This is a genomic window from Campylobacter subantarcticus LMG 24377, assembly GCF_000816305.1.
Lineage (GTDB): Bacteria > Campylobacterota > Campylobacteria > Campylobacterales > Campylobacteraceae > Campylobacter_D > Campylobacter_D subantarcticus.
Map to the genome: position 1 here is coordinate 46,458 of NZ_CP007773.1, position 15,448 is coordinate 61,905.

Annotated in this window: 19 protein-coding genes and 2 tRNA genes; 14 read left to right on the forward strand and 7 right to left on the reverse strand. The window is 31.8% G+C overall.

The window, feature by feature from the left end; translation table 11 throughout:
* Positions 1-7 precede the first annotated feature (7 nt).
* From pyrC to CSUB8523_RS00245, 4 genes are read right to left on the reverse strand one after another with little or no spacing between them, the layout of a single operon-like run.
* Entirely contained in the window at positions 8-1,003 is a 996-nt protein-coding gene (gene pyrC / locus CSUB8523_RS00230) for a dihydroorotase (protein WP_043019277.1), read from the reverse strand.
* Positions 1,004-1,011: 8 nt separating this feature from the next.
* Complete coding sequence (locus tag CSUB8523_RS00235; protein WP_039662334.1) at positions 1,012-1,242, reverse strand: helix-turn-helix domain-containing protein; 231 nt, start codon at positions 1,240-1,242, stop codon at positions 1,012-1,014.
* Positions 1,227-1,598, reverse strand: a complete 372-nt coding sequence (locus CSUB8523_RS00240) for a diacylglycerol kinase (RefSeq protein WP_039662337.1) — start codon at positions 1,596-1,598, stop codon at positions 1,227-1,229. The genes CSUB8523_RS00235 and CSUB8523_RS00240 overlap by 16 nt, the downstream gene beginning before the upstream one ends.
* Complete coding sequence (locus CSUB8523_RS00245) at positions 1,598-3,130, reverse strand: phosphoethanolamine transferase (protein ID WP_043019278.1); 1,533 nt, start codon at positions 3,128-3,130, stop codon at positions 1,598-1,600. The genes CSUB8523_RS00240 and CSUB8523_RS00245 overlap by 1 nt, the downstream gene beginning before the upstream one ends.
* 96 nt (positions 3,131-3,226) lie before the next feature.
* On the opposite strand from CSUB8523_RS00245, the gene CSUB8523_RS00250 reads away from it, so the two are divergent.
* The 6 genes from CSUB8523_RS00250 (at position 3,227) to sodB (ending at position 8,345) form a co-directional block, all read left to right on the forward strand.
* Positions 3,227-3,985, forward strand: coding sequence for an exodeoxyribonuclease III (locus CSUB8523_RS00250; RefSeq protein WP_039662341.1), 759 nt, complete (start codon positions 3,227-3,229; stop codon positions 3,983-3,985).
* Between the two features lie 68 nt (positions 3,986-4,053).
* Positions 4,054-4,128, forward strand: a tRNA-Glu gene (locus CSUB8523_RS00255).
* Between the two features lie 194 nt (positions 4,129-4,322).
* Complete coding sequence (locus tag CSUB8523_RS10765; protein WP_039662343.1) at positions 4,323-4,592, forward strand: hypothetical protein; 270 nt, start codon at positions 4,323-4,325, stop codon at positions 4,590-4,592.
* Positions 4,593-4,863: 271 nt separating this feature from the next.
* Positions 4,864-7,143, forward strand: coding sequence for an anaerobic ribonucleoside triphosphate reductase (locus tag CSUB8523_RS00265; protein ID WP_043019279.1), 2,280 nt, complete (start codon positions 4,864-4,866; stop codon positions 7,141-7,143).
* Entirely contained in the window at positions 7,115-7,624 is a 510-nt protein-coding gene (gene nrdG, locus CSUB8523_RS00270) for an anaerobic ribonucleoside-triphosphate reductase activating protein (RefSeq protein WP_152822403.1), read from the forward strand. Before CSUB8523_RS00265 ends, nrdG begins: the two co-directional genes overlap by 29 nt.
* Before the next feature lie 67 nt (positions 7,625-7,691).
* The gene (gene sodB / locus CSUB8523_RS00275) at positions 7,692-8,345 is read left to right on the forward strand and encodes a superoxide dismutase [Fe] (RefSeq protein WP_043019280.1); all 654 of its coding nucleotides are present in this window, start codon (positions 7,692-7,694) and stop codon (positions 8,343-8,345) included.
* Between the two features lie 32 nt (positions 8,346-8,377).
* Here the strand turns inward: sodB and purM are convergent, their stop codons facing one another.
* Positions 8,378-9,367 carry a phosphoribosylformylglycinamidine cyclo-ligase gene (purM, locus tag CSUB8523_RS00280; RefSeq protein WP_043019281.1) on the reverse strand — a complete coding sequence of 330 codons (990 nt, stop codon included), beginning with the start codon at positions 9,365-9,367 and terminating at the stop codon, positions 8,378-8,380.
* 58 nt (positions 9,368-9,425) lie between these two features.
* On the opposite strand from purM, the gene coaE reads away from it, so the two are divergent.
* Genes coaE through CSUB8523_RS00295 form a run of 3 tightly spaced genes read left to right on the forward strand, consistent with a single transcriptional unit; the run spans position 9,426 to position 11,446 of the window.
* A complete protein-coding gene (gene coaE, locus CSUB8523_RS00285) occupies positions 9,426-10,028 on the forward strand; it encodes a dephospho-CoA kinase (protein WP_043019282.1) in 603 nt (200 codons plus the stop codon).
* Positions 10,015-10,764, forward strand: coding sequence for a diaminopimelate epimerase (gene dapF, locus CSUB8523_RS00290; RefSeq protein WP_043019283.1), 750 nt, complete (start codon positions 10,015-10,017; stop codon positions 10,762-10,764). The genes coaE and dapF overlap by 14 nt, the downstream gene beginning before the upstream one ends.
* Positions 10,739-11,446, forward strand: coding sequence for a glucosaminidase domain-containing protein (locus CSUB8523_RS00295; RefSeq protein ID WP_043019284.1), 708 nt, complete (start codon positions 10,739-10,741; stop codon positions 11,444-11,446). The genes dapF and CSUB8523_RS00295 overlap by 26 nt, the downstream gene beginning before the upstream one ends.
* On the opposite strand, the gene CSUB8523_RS00300 is transcribed toward CSUB8523_RS00295, so the two are convergent.
* Together CSUB8523_RS00300 and CSUB8523_RS00305 are read right to left on the reverse strand one after the other, a co-directional pair.
* Positions 11,443-12,504: an ATP-binding protein gene (locus CSUB8523_RS00300; protein ID WP_043019285.1), complete on the reverse strand. Its 1,062-nt coding sequence runs from the start codon at positions 12,502-12,504 to the stop codon at positions 11,443-11,445. The two genes, CSUB8523_RS00295 and CSUB8523_RS00300, sit on opposite strands and share 4 nt — an antisense overlap.
* Before the next feature lie 18 nt (positions 12,505-12,522).
* Positions 12,523-12,598: transfer RNA gene (locus tag CSUB8523_RS00305), tRNA-Ala, on the reverse strand.
* Between the two features lie 227 nt (positions 12,599-12,825).
* Here CSUB8523_RS00305 and rpsJ point away from each other — a divergent pair.
* The 5 genes from rpsJ to rplB are packed head-to-tail and all read left to right on the forward strand — an operon-like array spanning position 12,826 to position 15,448.
* Positions 12,826-13,137 (forward strand): 30S ribosomal protein S10, encoded by a 312-nt coding sequence (gene rpsJ, locus CSUB8523_RS00310; RefSeq protein WP_012660810.1) that lies wholly within the window; start codon positions 12,826-12,828, stop codon positions 13,135-13,137.
* Between the two features lie 9 nt (positions 13,138-13,146).
* A complete protein-coding gene (gene rplC, locus CSUB8523_RS00315) occupies positions 13,147-13,722 on the forward strand; it encodes a 50S ribosomal protein L3 (protein WP_039662361.1) in 576 nt (191 codons plus the stop codon).
* Positions 13,719-14,333: a 50S ribosomal protein L4 gene (gene rplD / locus CSUB8523_RS00320; RefSeq protein ID WP_039617137.1), complete on the forward strand. Its 615-nt coding sequence runs from the start codon at positions 13,719-13,721 to the stop codon at positions 14,331-14,333. The genes rplC and rplD overlap by 4 nt, the downstream gene beginning before the upstream one ends.
* A 1-nt stretch (position 14,334) precedes the next feature.
* Positions 14,335-14,616, forward strand: a complete 282-nt coding sequence (locus CSUB8523_RS00325; RefSeq protein ID WP_043019286.1) for a 50S ribosomal protein L23 — start codon at positions 14,335-14,337, stop codon at positions 14,614-14,616.
* A gap of 1 nt (position 14,617) precedes the next feature.
* On the forward strand, positions 14,618-15,448 hold the full coding sequence (gene rplB, locus CSUB8523_RS00330) for a 50S ribosomal protein L2 (RefSeq protein WP_039662363.1): 831 nt from the start codon (positions 14,618-14,620) through the stop codon (positions 15,446-15,448).

Consider the following 15,448-nt stretch of genomic DNA (forward strand, 5'->3'; position numbering starts at 1 on the left):
TTTCCTTTTAATTTGCGACTTTGAAATTTAAAGTTTTTCCTGCCATAAATGGTACCACATCGCCGTATTTTTGCGCTACTTGCCATTCTTGTTTTTCTAAAGCGATGATTTTATCTTTTTTAAATTCAAGATTATGGATTTTACAAGCATTATCTGAAATAAATTTTTGCAAATTTACTTCATTTGAATGTTTTTCAAAAAGTTCAGCCAGCACAGGTAAAATCACCGGCGCGCTAAATACACCAGCTGCACAACCACAGCATTCTTTAGTGTGTAATGGATGAGGCGCGCTATCGCTTCCAAACATAGCCTTTTCATAGCCATTAAAAGCAAGCTCGCATAAAGCGTCTTTGTCTTCATAGCGTTTTGCTATAGGCTTGCAAAACAAGTGTGGATCCATCTTGCCACCTACTACATCATCTAGGGTTATCATCAAGTGGTGTAAAGTGATAGTTGCGTATAAGTTTTCATGATCTTTTAGTAAATCACACAAAGTTTTGGTGGTGATGTGCTCCATGATGATTTTTAGTTTTGGAAAGTTTTTTGCTAGTTTTTCATAAATTTTAGCAAAATTTGCTTCTCTATCCATCACAAAATCATTCGTTTCACCATGCACAAGCAAAGGTATATTTAATTCGCTCATGGCATTTAATGTAGGCTTTAGCTTTTCTATATCAAAGCTTGAAATTCCATTATCTGAGTTGGTGGTTATACCCGCAGGGTAAAGCTTAATGGCAAAAAGTTCATCTTTAGCTTTTTCTAAAAATTTCTCATCATAGTCTTTAAAAAACAAAGTCATCAAAGGCGTAAAGTCTTCCTTGTTACATACTTTTAAAATGCGTTCCTTGTAGGCTTTGAGTGCAGTTGTTTCAGTAAGTGGGGTGATTAAATTTGGCATGATAACCCCTGCCTTAAAGTCTTTTGCGCTAAATGGAGCTACAAGCTCAAGCATGCTTTCATCACGTAAATGCAAATGCATATCCAAAGGGTTTTTAACTATCATTTTATCTCCTATTTGAGTTTATATAATCCATTTTTGAGTTTTTCAAGCAAAGCTTTTTCTTCTAAAAATTTAAAAGTAGAAATAATGGTAGGTTTGCTGATGTTTAATTGTTTGGAAAGTTTTTCGATATTTGCAAAGACAAAGCCATCATCATCAGCATGAAGTGCTAAAAATTCTAAAATTTCAAAACGTTTTTTACCAAAAATTTTAATACATAGTGTTTTTACTTTATCATCCATTCTCTAGCCATATCAAAAAGAATAAAACTCCAAGTAATTATAGCTAAAACTACGCTAAAAAGCACCCCTGCACTTGCGCAATCTTTTGCTTTTTTGGCTAAGATGTGAAATTCGCTCGTGCAAAGATCCACACAAGCTTCTATGGCAGAATTTAGTGCTTCTACGATCAAAATCAACACTAAAACAAATACAAGCACAAAATGCTCTAAAAAGCTTATAGGAAAAAACAAACTCAAGCATATTAAAGGCAGGATAATAGTAAATTCTATTCTAAAAGCCATTTCATCTTTGAGTAAAAATTTAACCCCACTAAGAGCATAAGAAGCGTTTTTAAATAAAGAATACTTTGGCTTCATTAATGATTTTCCTTTAAATTTTTATTAAATATATCATAATTTGCCTCATATTCTTTACTATTTACTCCAAAATACCCTAGCAAACTTGAAAAAAGATTATCATGTGAGAGCTTGTAGTCTTTTTTTGCTTTTAAGGCTTGAGTCAAGTTGCTATCTTTACTCCAAAAGATCATTGGTATATGTTTTTGGTCTTTTGGTGCTATTAAATAAGGCATGCCATGTAGATAAATTCCATTCTCACCCAAACTCTCTCCATGATCTGATAGGTATAGTAAAGAAGCTTCTTGAATAGGATTTTTTTGAAGTAAATTTATAAGATTTTTAAGGATAAAATCTGTGTAAAGTAAAGTATTGTCATAGGTGTTGATGATTTGTTCTTGTGAGCAGGTGTTGAGTTCATTTGTATCACAAGTAGGAGTAAATTTTTTAAATTCTTTTGGGTAGCGTTTGTAGTAAGTTGGCCCATGAGAACCTTGTAAATGCACAGCGATGATTTGATTGGCATGAGTGTTTTGGAGTTCTTTTGTCACAAGCTCGAGCAAACTCTCATCATAATCTTTTGCAATTAATTGGTGTTTTATGCGATCACAAATGCCTTTGCAACCTCCTGAGTTGTTGCCAAACCAAACGCTTTTAACCCCGACTTTTTGTAAGATATCTAAAGCATTTTCTTCATACAAGCCATCTTTAAAATCTTCTCTTTTATGTCTTGAAAACATACAAGGCAAACTTCTTGCTGTGGCAGTTCCACAAGAGCTTACATCACTAAAATAAACCAAATTTGCTTCATTTTTGGTGTAAAAATTTGTATCATTATAAGTGTAACCCCCTAAAGAATAATGACTTGCTCGAGCTGTTTCTCCTACAACTAAAATCATTAATCTAGAAGTATTGCTATCTTTTAAACTCGCATCATCTGAAATGATAGTAAGTTCTTTTTTGCTTGCTAGTTTTTTCTTGGTAAATTCTATACTAGAGTAAATTGGGTAAAATGGTAGATTATACATTCTAACGATATTGTGCGATCGTAAAAAAGGCAAAAAAGACTTTGAGCTAAGGGCGATTAAACCAAAGCATATCGCCAAAGATCCTAAAAATAATACGCTTTTTTTGAAAAAATATCTTTCATATTCAATTTCGGTTAAAACCACAAGTACACTAGGTAAAATAACAAAAGCTAAGATATACAAAACAAAAGAAAAATTAAAATAAGAAAAGAATTCTCTATTGTCTGTTTCAATGACATTTTGTATCATATGATCATCGATTAAAACTCCATAGTTACTAACAAAATAACTACAAATAGCACAAGTGCTAAGTAAAAAAATGCTTAAAATTTTACTCAAGTAAGGAAGGTAGACTAAAGATAGTATGCTTAAAACCAAGAAAAAATAAATCCCAGAAAACACACCAAAAAGCATAAGATCTTGCTCGATTTTATCATATACAAATTCAAACAATGGAAAATTAAACGCCATAATAAAAATCGTATTAAGTAAAGTAAATTGTACCCACGAGAGTTTTAAACGCATTTTTTTCCTTTAGAATAAAATAAAAATTTAGTCTATTTGAATAAAATTAATAAATCGCATATAAAATAGAAATAACTTAAAGAATAAAGGTTTTTAATGAAATTATTATCATGGAATGTAAATGGCTTAAGGGCAATTTGCGATAAAAACGCACTAGATTGGATAAAACAAGAGCAAATTGATTTTATAGGTTTTCAAGAGATTAAAGCACACGAGGATAAATTCCCAAAAAGAATTTATGAATATCCTTTTAAACACATGTATTCAAATAGTGCTAAAAGAGCAGGGTATTCAGGTGTAATGAGCTTGTGTAATTTTGATTGTGAGACTAACAGGTGCGAATTTTTTGATGATGATGAGGGCAGAGTTTTAGAGCATAGTTTTAAAAATATGGTTTTGTTTAACATTTACTTTCCAAATGGTCAAAAAGATGAAGAGCGTTTGAATTTTAAAATGAAATTTTACAATGATTTTTTGGTGTATCTAGATAAGCTTTTAAAAGAAGGTAAAGAGATTATCATTTGTGGTGATGTTAACACTGCTCACCGTGAGATAGACTTAACTCACCCAAAAGCCAATGAAAAAACTTCAGGCTTTTTACCTATAGAACGTGCTTGGATTGATGATTTATTAAAACTAGGTTTTGTAGATACGTTTAGGCATGTTAATGGCGACATCAAAGAAAAATATTCGTGGTGGAGTTATAGAATGAAAGCAAGAGAAAGAAATGTAGGCTGGAGGATTGACTACTTTTTTGTCTCTAATGGTTTAAAAGACAAGCTCAAAAATGCCTTTATAAGAGATGATATTTTTGGTTCAGATCATGCTCCTGTAGGGATAGAAATTGATATTTAAGACATTTTTTAATGTCTTAAATAATTATTAAGTAAAAATCGCTATAATTTTATCTTTAAACTGCAAATGGCCCATTCGTCTAGCGGTTAGGACATCGCCCTTTCACGGCGGTAACACGAGTTCGAGTCTCGTATGGGTCACCATCTCTATTTTTGTTCTCATATTTTTGATATTTATTTTCATTTTACAAAAAGTTACATTCTAATTTGTTATTTTGCATGCTATTTCAATTTTTTAAATTAATTATAATTAACATTTAATACCTAAAACTTCATAATGGTTTTTAAGATATACAAAGGAAGCTAGCATATATAAACCTAAAAATAAAAGTGAGTTGATGAATTTGGTATACGAGGATAGAATTTCTTTAAAAGATATCGATATGTCTTTGATAGATGATTTTTCATATGTGTTTTATTACTCCAAAAGATTGGGCTTTTTGGGTATTAAAATTAGGATGTTTCAAATGCTAAAGATATGTCTTATATGTTTTTTAATTGTGTTAATTTTAATTATTCTTTGTTACATTGGAAAACTTCAAAAGTCACTAGAATGGCATATTGTTTTTGAAATTTTCAAGTATTATGAACATAGCGTGGCAAACTAGGATGTGAAAAAATGTCATCATTATTGCAAAGTTTTCATCACAAACTAGATGAGTGGAATATCTAAAGAGATTATAATGCTGATAAGATGTTTGGAAATTGTGGTATTGATAAACTTTATGCGATCAAGAGTTAGAATGAATAAAATTCGTACATTTTTTATGTGAATTTTTCTTTTGTTTTTTTAAGTTTTTCATCAAGTTTTTGTACTAAACTTATCTTTTAAAAGTGCTATTTTATAGTGCTTAGAGATTATTTTTTAGGAAAAATTCTATGGAGATAAAATTTATTATAAAAAGAGATAAAAGTCAAGTTGCATTTGATATTTTTAAGATTAAAAATGCTATTTTCAAAGCTAATATAAACTCTACAGATGAAAAACTAAATAATGATTTTTTAGACAAACTTTGTGATGAAGTTGTAGCTTTGCTTGATGAAAAGCACATGCAAGTAGAACAAATTCAAGATAAAGTTGAAGAGATTTTAATCAAAAATGCCTTAGTTAACACTGCAAAATCTTATATTTTATACCGTCAAAAAAGAATGCAAATTCGCAATGGTAGCTATAATTTGCTTAGTTTGTATGATGATTTGACTTTTAAAGACTCTAAAGAAGCGGATTTAAAAAGAGAAAATGCCAATATCAACTCAGATGGTGCTATGGGTATGATGCTTAAATATGGTTCAGAAGGAGCAAAATACTATGTAGATGAGTGTATTTTACCAAAACATATTGCAAATGCACACAAAAACGGCGATATACACATACATGATAAAGATTTTTATATGCTAACACAAACTTGTTGTCAAATAGACTTATTAAAGCTTTTTGAAAATGGTTTTAGTACAGGACATGGAAGTTTGCGTGAGCCAAATGATATCAGATCTTATGCTTCTTTAGCTTGCATTGCTTTGCAGGCCAATCAAAATGAAATGCATGGAGGTCAATCTATACCAAATTTTGATTTTGCTATAGCAAAAGGTGTGTCAAAGACTTTTCAAAAAGAGTATAAAAAAGCTATAAATGCATTTTTTGAAATAAAATTAGAGCAAAGTTTAGACGAGCAATGCTTTAAAAATGCTAATTTTCAAGCCTCAAGTGAAAAAGAATGTTTTAAAGAGCTTTTAAGACTTGATTTAAATAGTGATGAGAGTTTTTTAAAACAAGCAAATGCTTATGCTTATAAAAGAGCATTAAAACAAACCCAAGACGCAACTTTTCAAGCTATGGAAGCTTTGGTGCATAATCTTAATACTATGAACTCAAGAGCAGGCGCTCAAGTGCCTTTTAGTACGCTAAATTATGGCACCGATACTTCTTTTGAAGGTCAAATGGTGGTAGAAAATTTACTCAAAGCTACGATGAGAGGTTTGGGAAATGGCGAAACACCGATTTTTCCTGTACAAATTTTTAAAGTAAAAGAAGGTGTTAATTATAATGAAAAAGATCCAAACTACAAGCTTTTTAAACTTGCTATAGAATGTGCTTCTAAAAGACTTTTTCCAAATTTTAGCTTTTTAGATGCAAGCTTTAATGCAAAATACTATAAAAAGGGCGATTATAACAGCGAAGTGGCTTATATGGGGTGTAGAACTAGGGTTATGGCAAATGTTTATGATAAGAGTAAAGAAATCACAAGCGGTAGAGGAAATTTAAGTTTTACAAGTATCAACCTTGTGCGTTTAGCTATAGAAGCCAAAGGAAATTTAGAACTTTTTTACTCATTTTTAAAAGAAAAATTAGAGCTTGTGTATGAGCAACTACTTCATAGATATAAAATTCAAAGCCTTAAAAAAGCAAAGAATTTCCCATTTTTAATGGGCGAGAGAATTTGGATAAATTCAGATACTTTAAAAGAAAATGATAGTGTAGAAAAGGTTATAGCTCATGGGACTTTAGCTATAGGTTATATAGGGCTTTGTGAAAGCTTAGTAGCTTTGGTGGGTTCTCACCATGGGCAAAGCCAAGAAGCAAGAGAGCTTGGCTTGAAAATCGTGCGTTTTATGCGTGAATTTGTCGATGAAAAAGCATTCAAAGACAAACTGAATTTTTCACTCATAGCCACTCCGGCTGAAGGATTAAGTGGAAGATTTTTAAAGCTAGATCAAAAAAAATATGGCATTTTAAAAGGCATAACCGATAAAGAATTTTATACCAATTCTTTTCATATTCCTGTGGATTTTCCTATCAGTATCTATGAAAAAATTCAAATAGAAGCCCCATATCATGAGCTAAATAACGGCGGGCATATTACTTATGTAGAGTTAAATGGCGATGTGAGTAAAAACCTAGAAAGCTTTAAGCGTATCATACAATGCATGAAAGAAAGTAATATAGGTTATGGCTCGATCAATTTCCCGCTAGATAGAGACCCTGTGTGTGGTTATAGCGGTGTGATAGATGAGTTTTGCCCAAAATGCCATAGAAAAGAAGATGATATTAAATTCGAACGCATTAGAAGGATCACAGGTTATCTAGTGGGAACGCTTGATCGTTTTAACAATGCGAAAAAAGCTGAAGTTCATGCAAGAATTAAACACGATTTTTCTTAGACTAGCTGGTGTTGTAAAAGAATCCATCGTCGATGGTTATGGTTTGCGTTACGTGATTTTTACTCAAGGTTGTCCTCATCACTGCAAAGGTTGCCATAACCCACAAACACATGATTTTAACAAAGGATATTTGCAAGATTTAGCAAGTTTGTATGATGAAATTCACAAAAATCCTTTGCTTCAAGGAGTTACTTTTAGTGGCGGGGAGCCTTTCATGCAAGCTAAAAATTTAAGTATTCTAGCAAAACACATTAAAGCTTTAGGGCTTGATCTTACTATATATACAGGTTTTACTTACGAAGAGCTATTACAAGAGCAAGCTATGAAAGAATTACTTATCTTAGCTGATGTTTTGATAGATGGGAAGTTTATTTTAGAGCAAAAAGATTTATCTTTAAAATTTAAAGGCAGTAAAAATCAACGCATTATTGATGTGGTAAAAAGCTTAGATCAGGGCAAAGTAATACTTTTTGAAAAATAAAGACTTATTTAGTCTTTTTTAACTTAACTATGTTAGAATGCTATAAAATTTAAAAAAGGAGAACGATATGTTTGAATTAAGAAAACTACCTTATGAAGTAGATGTTTTTGGAGATTTTTTAAGTGCAGAAACTTTTGCTTATCACCATGGTAAGCATCACCAAACTTATGTGAACAACCTAAACAATCTTATCAAAGATACTGAATTTACAGGAAAAGACTTAGTATACATTGTGCAAAACTCAAGCGGTGGAATTTTCAACAACGCTGCTCAAGTGTATAATCATGATTTTTATTTTGATTGCATTAAGCCAAAAACATGTTGTGGCTGTGGCTGTTCTTTGAGTGCTGAGTTTAAAGCAGCAGTAGAAAAAGACTTTGGCTCTATGGAAAATTTAAAAGAAGAATTTATCAAAGGTGCTACAGGGGTATTTGGTTCTGGTTGGTTTTGGCTAGTTTATAACACTAAAAATCAAACTCTAGAGCTAGTAGCTACAAGCAATGCTGCTACACCTATCACAGAAGGCAAAGTTCCACTTTTAGTAGTTGATGTATGGGAACACGCTTACTATGTAGATCATCGTAATGCACGTCCTGTATACTTAGAAAAATTTTATGCACACATTAACTGGGAATTTGTGACAAAGGCTTATGAATGGGCCATTAAAGAAGGTATGAACTCAGTAAGCTTTTATGCAAACGAATTACACCCGCTAAACTAAAAAATAAAATCTCTTAGAGTTTCTAAGAGATTTTACTCTAAAATTACCTTTTCGTTTAATACAACTTCGCCTATTACATAAGCATCCGAGTTTTCTAAAACTTTTCCTACATTAGATGGATCTATTACCATAACTAAGCCCACACCCATATTAAAACTTCTATACATTTCAGCCTCTTCTACACTTTGGCCTATTTGATAAAAAATTTCAGGGGTTTTTAAATGATGTTTTCTAATGATCGCGCCTATTCCTTTTGGGAAAATTCTTGGTAAATTTTCCACCAATCCACCACCGGTGATATGAGCTAGTGCATTGATGAATGGTTTTAACTTTAAAAAGTCTTTTACATAAATTCTTGTAGGTTCAAGTAAAACATCGATTAAATTTTTACCATCTATTTTATCATCAAATTTTAATTTTTGTGCTTCAAATAGCACTTTTCTAGCCAAAGAGTATCCATTAGAATGAAGTCCACTACTAGGTAGGGCCAGTAAAATATCTCCGTTTTTGACAAAATTTCTTCTATCGATCTCATCTTTTTCAGCCATACCTACTGAAAAACCTGCTAGGTCAAAGTCATTGCTATGGTACATTCCTGGCATTTCAGCAGTTTCTCCGCCTATTAGAGCACAATTTGCCTTTTTGCAACCATTAGCAATCCCTGCTACAATTTTTTTAGCTACTTCTACATCTAACTTTGCAGTTGCATAATAGTCTAAAAAAAACAAAGGCGTAGCAAAATTACAAATCAAGTCATTCACGCACATTGCTACTAAGTCTTCACCTATGGTGTCAAATTTTTGACTATCAATAGCAAGACGCAACTTTGTGCCTACTCCATCAGTTGCTGCTAACATAACAGGATTTTTAAACCCACTTGGCATAGCAAAAGCACCTGAAAAAGAGCCTATACCGCCCAAAACATTTTCATTGAAAGTTTCTTTCACTAAAGGCTTGATTGTTTCTACAAATGCATTGCCATTATCTATACTTACACCCGCATCTTCATAGCTTATATTCATTTATCTTCCTTTAAGAATTTAAAAGGTATTTTAACTAAAAATGTTTTAAGGTTAAATTATGCAAAATGCTTATTTTGTAACTTCAAGCATAGCAGGTGGAAAGTCAAGTTTTATCAAAATAGTCCAAAATTTGGGTTTTGATACTTTAAGTGCAGATGTGATAGCCCATGAGCTTTTAAATGAAAATGCAAATTCCATAGCTAAGCTTTTTAATAATGATGATTTAATTATAGCAGGAAAAATAGATAGAAAAAAACTTGGTGCTATCGTTTTTAATGACTTAAATGCTAAAAAAAAGCTAGAAAATTTTTTACACTCTAAAATTAAAGAAGTGATTTTGCAAAAAGCCCAAATTTTAGATCAAAAAAATAAAGCTTTTTTTATAGAACTACCTTTGTTTTTCGAAAATAACCACTATTATGGTTTGGGAAAAAGTATATTAATTTACACTCCAAAGGAACTTTTGCTTCAAAGACTTATGCAAAGAGACAATTTAGACAAAAACCAAGCCCTAAAAAGAATTCAATTGCAACTTGATATAGAAGAAAAGTTAAAAAAAACAGATTTTGTGATAAAAAATAACTCAAGTTATATGATTTTTGAAGAAAATGTGCTAAATTTTTTAAAACACACTTTAAAGGTAATTGATGAAATTTTATAAGTATTGTGCAAGTGGAAATGATTTTGTAGTTTTTACAGATAGTGAAAAAAAAGACCGTAGCGAGTTGGCTAGAATTCTTTGTAATCGTTATGAGGGTATAGGTGCTGATGGGCTTATAGTGATAGTACCACACGATAGATATGACTTTGAGTGGGAATTTTATAATTGTGATGGGAGTAATGCAAGTATGTGTGGTAATGGTTCGCGTGCAGCAGCTCATTTTGCCCACCATTATTTAAAAAAATCTCAATATTTAAATTTCTTAACTGGTGCAGGACTTATAAAGTCTTTTATTGTTAATGATATAGTTGAAATCAAGCTTAGCGGAGTAAAAGGTATTAAAGAAGGTTTTGAGTATAAAGGTAGAATTTGGCAAGGATGTAATACAGGAGTTCCGCATATAGTAACCTTTGTTGATGATTTAAATGAATTTGATGTAAATTTATGTAAAGAAATACGTAAAAAATACAATGCAAATGTTAATTTTGCTAAAGTAGAAGATGATGAGTTTATAAGAGTTAGAACATATGAACGCGGAGTAGAAGATGAGACTTTGGCTTGTGGCACAGGTATGGGGGCTTGTTTTTATTTAGCATATTTAAATCAAAAAGTTAAAGATGATATTTTGGTAAAACCAAAAAGCAATGAAAGTTTGTATTTTAGATTAGAAGAGGATCAAATTTTTTTTAGAGGAAAGGTGAAGTGTTGTTTTGAAGCTAATTATAATTTTGCTTAGCAGTGTTTTAATTTTAAAAGCTGAATTTATAGCAGGTTTTGATGAACATTATTACGCCTTAAATATAAAAGAAAAGCGTGAGGTTTTTATCAAAAAAATCAATACTTTACTAGATGTTTCTTTTAAAGAGATAGAAAAGGAAAAAGAATTTATAGAATTTTTCTTTAAAGAAGCTATAAAAAGTAATTTTAGAAAGTTAAATACTAATGCTGTACAAAAATTATGGTTTATAAAAGAAAAATATCGCGTTAAAAATTTATATGATTTACATGAATATCGTGTTCGCATTCAAGTAGTACCAAAATCTTTAGCTATAGCTCAAGCTATTATAGAAAGTGCAACCGGTATAAGTCGTTTTGCTAAAGAAGCGAATAACTTATTTGGTGAATGGACTTGGGGTGAAAAAGGTTTGATCCCAAAAGAAAGAGGCGAGGGTAAAACTCATAAAATTCGCATTTTTGATACCTTACAAGAAAGTGTGGATTCATACTTGCTTAATTTAAATCGCCATGATGCTTATAAAGAATTTAGAGCTTGGCGGTGGAATACTATTAGTCAAAATAAAAAACTAGATGGCAAAGAAGCAGCAAGTCATTTAGAAAAATATTCAGAAATTAAAAGCAACTACACTAAGCTTATTTTGTCTATCATTGAACAACATAAACTTGATGAGCTAGATTAATTTCCCAAAGCCCATTCATCAAAAGGTAAAATCATCACGCGTACCCCTTCTATGAAAAACTCATCTCTTTGTGAAAGCGTGATGATGTAAATGGTTGAAAGTGTAAGTTGATTTTTGTTAAGTATTTTTTTCACTTTTAAACTAAGCAAATCTTTGTCTTTAAAGGGTGAGCATAAAAATGCATTTTTAAGACTTGGTAGGTAAAAATCAAAATGCTTGGTATAAAAAATTTTTTGCTTAAATTTAAACAACTCGTTTAAAATTAAATTTTCAAACAACGCACTAAAGTCTTTTTGTATACTTAGAGAGTTTTTTAGTGAAAAGTCCCAAAAATATACTTTTTTTAAATTTTTTTCAAGATTTTTTACAAAATACAAAGTATAGTTTGATTCTAGTTTTTCTATGCTTTTATATAAGGTATCTTTGGAAATTTTTATACTATTTTTTAAGGTCTTTAATAGCTCATTAACACTAAATTCATTCCCAAGCTCTAAAGCAATTTGTTTGAGTATGGTAAGCTCTAATGGGCTATAAAAACTTTTTAGGTATGATGAGTTTGTGTTAAAGTTGTGATTTAAAATCACATTGCGCCCCGTGTGTAAAAAATAACTTACCATGGTTTTGGTATCAGCATATTTTTTGTTTAGACTTAGAAACTCTTCAAAATCTAAGTAATCTAAATGAAGTTCTTCAAACTGATCTAAGCAAAAATTACTATCACAAGTGCTTATTATGATTTGCAAATTAAGGTGTTTTAAACTAGCAAAGTCAAAATCATGGGCAAAGTTACAAAGTGCTAAAAATTTAATTTGTGGATTATAAGTTAAAAATGAATTTAAATTTACTAAAGCGCTTGCTTGAAATTTTAAGTTTTCACAGTCAATAAAAAGTATATTTTCTGCTTTATATAAAGACAAAAAATTTAAAATCAAATTTTTCTTACCGCTAGCAAAACCACCTTTTACAATGATGTTTTTATGGGTTTGAATTTGAATTTTTCTTTCATCAAATTTTGAAATTTTTGGGTAATTATCGTAAAAAAAATGTAGTGATTTCATAGATTTCTTTATACTAAATGGTGGAGCATAGCGGGTTCGAACCGCTGACCCCAACGCTGCCAGCGTTGTGCTCTCCCAGCTGAGCTAATGCCCCTTTTAGATTTTGAAATCATACTATATTTTTTCTTAGATTTTATTAATGAGTAAAAAATCTTATAAAATTTATAAAATTTAATTTTTATCCTTTTAAAAAGGAAAAAAATTAAAAAAAATATACAAATTTCTTGACATAGCAAAGTATGTTTTTATATAATCTTAAACATCATTTATATGGTGGTTAGAATCCTATGGATCTAACGAGTTCTTTACAAAGGAAAAAATATGGAAAGAATCAGGCTTAAGCTAAAAGCTTATGACCACAGAGTTCTAGATCGCACAGTTGCAGCAATTGTAGAAGCTGTTAAAAGAACAGGTGCTGACATCAGAGGTCCAGTGCCAATGCCTACAAAAATCAAAAGATACACAGTTTTGAAATCTCCACACATCAATAAAGATTCACGTGAACAATTTGAGATGAGAATTCATGCTCGTATGCTTGATATTGTAGCAGCTACTCCAGATACAGTAGATTCACTCACTAAGCTTGACTTGGCTCCTGAAGTCAATGTTGAAGTAAGAGCTATGGGTAAATAAGGATAGAATATGGAATACATTGTAGAAAAAATTGGTATGAGTAGAACAATCAGCACACCAAGCATTCCTGTAACCTTACTTAAACTTGTTCAAACTAAAGTATGTGAAGTAGAAAATGGAAAAGCTTTGGTTGCTTATGTAAAAGGCAAAGCAAACAATAAATGCATTGCAGGTCAGCAAAAAAAATACAATCTTTCAGCTGAATATAATAGATTTGCTTCTTTAGAAGTAGCAAATACAGAAGCAGGCGATATCGATCTTAACCCTTTAAAAGAAGCTACAGTTTTAAAAGTAAGCTTTAATTCTAAAGGTAGAGGTTATAGTGGGGTTGTTAAAAGACACGGATTTGCCGGAGGTCCTGCAAGTCACGGTTCAAGATTCCACAGACGCCACGGTTCAATCGGTAACCGCGAGTGGCCAGGTCGTGTTCAACCAGGTATGAAAATGGCAGGTCATTATGGTAATGCAAAAGTTACTGTAAAAAATGAAGTGGTTTCGTTTGACGAAGAAAATGGCATCTTAGTAGTAAAAGGTGCGGTACCAGGATTTAATGGTGCTATGGGTAAAATAAGGATTGCAAAATGAGTAAAGTAACTGTTTTAAATGATAAATTTGAAAAAGCTAGTGAACTCGATCTTCCAGCAAAATATGCAGAAGTTAATCCTCACAACCTTTATTTATATGTAAAATCTTATCTTGCTAGCCTTAGAGCAAATACAGCTCACACTAAAGGTAGAAGCGATGTAAGCGGTGGTGGTAAAAAACCATGGAGACAAAAAGGTCGTGGTGGTGCAAGAGCAGGTTCAACAAGAACGAATGTTTGGGTTGGCGGTGCTGTGGCATTTGGTCCTACAAACAATCGTAACTATTTCCAAAAAGTTAATAAAAAACAAAAACGCTTAGCGCTTGAAAGAGCATTGGCTGATAAAGCACAAAACAATGCATTATTCTCAGTAGATAGTTTAAGCATTGAAAGCGGTAAAACAAAAGATGCAAATGCAGTTATTAAAAAGCTTGGTTTAAAAGATGCTTTAATTGTAAAAGATTTACTAGATGAAAAAACACTTCTTGCTTTTAGAAACTTAGCAAATTGCTATGTAGTGGATATTAGCGAAGTAAATGCTTATTTAGTATCTGTATTTAATGCTGTTATCATTGAAAAAGCAGCGCTTGAATCTATCGTAAAAGAGGGTTAAAATGGCAGATATTACTGATATAAAAACAATACTTTACACTGAAAAAAGCTTAAACCTTCAAGAGCAAGGTGTTGTAGTTATTCAAACTTCTCCAAAAATGACTAAAAATGGTCTAAAAGAGATTTTAAGAGAATATTTTGGTGTAACTCCAGTAAGAATTAATTCTTTAAAAATGGATGGAAAAGTAAAGCGTTTTAGAGGTCGTGAAGGTCAAAGAAATAGCTTTAAAAAATTCTATGTTAAGCTACCAGAAGGTGTGAGCTTAGAAAGTTCGGAGGCGTAAGATGGCAATTAAAACTTATAAACCATATACTCCAAGTAGAAGATACATCACAGGTATAAGTTCTGATGATATCACAGCAAAAGCTAGTGTGCGTTCATTACTTGTAAAACTTCCAGCTCATGCAGGACGTAACAATAATGGTAGAATCACAAGCCGTCATAAAGAAGCAGGTGCTAAAAAACTTTACAGAATTATAGATTTTAAAAGAAGAAAATTTGGTATTGAAGGTAAAGTTGAAGCAATCGAGTACGATCCATACAGAAATTGTCGTATTGCATTGATCTCTTATAGAGATGGCGAAAAAAGATACATCTTACAACCAAAAGGTTTAAGTGTAGGTGATGTTGTTTGTGCTGCTGAAAGCGGACTTGACATTAAACCAGGTAATGCAATGAAATTAAGAAACATCCCAGTGGGTACTATCGTACACAATATCGAGTTAAAGCCAGGTAAAGGCGGTCAAATGATCCGTTCAGCAGGTGCTTATGCTCAATTAATGGGTAAAGAAGAAAAATACGTTATCTTAAGACTTGCTAGTGGTGAAATGAGACAAGTTTTAGCTGAATGTATGGCAAGTATCGGTGAAGTTGGTAACGAAGAATGGTCAAATGTGACTATCGGTAAAGCTGGTAGAAATCGCCATAGAGGCATTCGTCCTCAGACAAGAGGTTCTGCGATGAACCCAGTTGATCACCCGCACGGTGGGGGTGAAGGTAAGAAAAATTCAGGCCGTCATCCAGTTACTCCATGGGGTAAACCAACTAAAGGTGCTAAAACTCGCCGTAAAAAAGCTAGCGATAAGCTAATAATTTCAAGAAGAAAAGGAAAGTAA

Excerpts from the sequence above, each read along its gene's own strand:
- CSUB8523_RS00235 (WP_039662334.1), bottom strand. The coding sequence starts at position 1,242 with ATGGATGATAAAGTAAAAACACTATGTATTAAAATTTTTGGTAAAAAA.
- CSUB8523_RS10765 (WP_039662343.1), top strand. The coding sequence starts at position 4,323 with ATGAATTTGGTATACGAGGATAGAATTTCTTTAAAAGATATCGATATG.
- CSUB8523_RS00325 (WP_043019286.1), top strand. The coding sequence starts at position 14,335 with ATGGCAGATATTACTGATATAAAAACAATACTTTACACTGAAAAAAGC.
- nrdG (WP_152822403.1), top strand. The coding sequence starts at position 7,115 with ATGCAAGAATTAAACACGATTTTTCTTAGACTAGCTGGTGTTGTAAAA.
- rplB (WP_039662363.1), top strand. The coding sequence starts at position 14,618 with ATGGCAATTAAAACTTATAAACCATATACTCCAAGTAGAAGATACATC.
- sodB (WP_043019280.1), top strand. The coding sequence starts at position 7,692 with ATGTTTGAATTAAGAAAACTACCTTATGAAGTAGATGTTTTTGGAGAT.
- CSUB8523_RS00265 (WP_043019279.1), top strand. The coding sequence starts at position 4,864 with ATGGAGATAAAATTTATTATAAAAAGAGATAAAAGTCAAGTTGCATTT.
- dapF (WP_043019283.1), top strand. The coding sequence starts at position 10,015 with ATGAAATTTTATAAGTATTGTGCAAGTGGAAATGATTTTGTAGTTTTT.
- CSUB8523_RS00300 (WP_043019285.1), bottom strand. The coding sequence starts at position 12,504 with ATGAAATCACTACATTTTTTTTACGATAATTACCCAAAAATTTCAAAA.
- coaE (WP_043019282.1), top strand. The coding sequence starts at position 9,426 with ATGCAAAATGCTTATTTTGTAACTTCAAGCATAGCAGGTGGAAAGTCA.
- CSUB8523_RS00240 (WP_039662337.1), bottom strand. The coding sequence starts at position 1,598 with ATGAAGCCAAAGTATTCTTTATTTAAAAACGCTTCTTATGCTCTTAGT.
- purM (WP_043019281.1), bottom strand. The coding sequence starts at position 9,367 with ATGAATATAAGCTATGAAGATGCGGGTGTAAGTATAGATAATGGCAAT.
- CSUB8523_RS00250 (WP_039662341.1), top strand. The coding sequence starts at position 3,227 with ATGAAATTATTATCATGGAATGTAAATGGCTTAAGGGCAATTTGCGAT.
- pyrC (WP_043019277.1), bottom strand. The coding sequence starts at position 1,003 with ATGATAGTTAAAAACCCTTTGGATATGCATTTGCATTTACGTGATGAA.
- rpsJ (WP_012660810.1), top strand. The coding sequence starts at position 12,826 with ATGGAAAGAATCAGGCTTAAGCTAAAAGCTTATGACCACAGAGTTCTA.
- CSUB8523_RS00245 (WP_043019278.1), bottom strand. The coding sequence starts at position 3,130 with ATGCGTTTAAAACTCTCGTGGGTACAATTTACTTTACTTAATACGATT.
- rplC (WP_039662361.1), top strand. The coding sequence starts at position 13,147 with ATGGAATACATTGTAGAAAAAATTGGTATGAGTAGAACAATCAGCACA.
- rplD (WP_039617137.1), top strand. The coding sequence starts at position 13,719 with ATGAGTAAAGTAACTGTTTTAAATGATAAATTTGAAAAAGCTAGTGAA.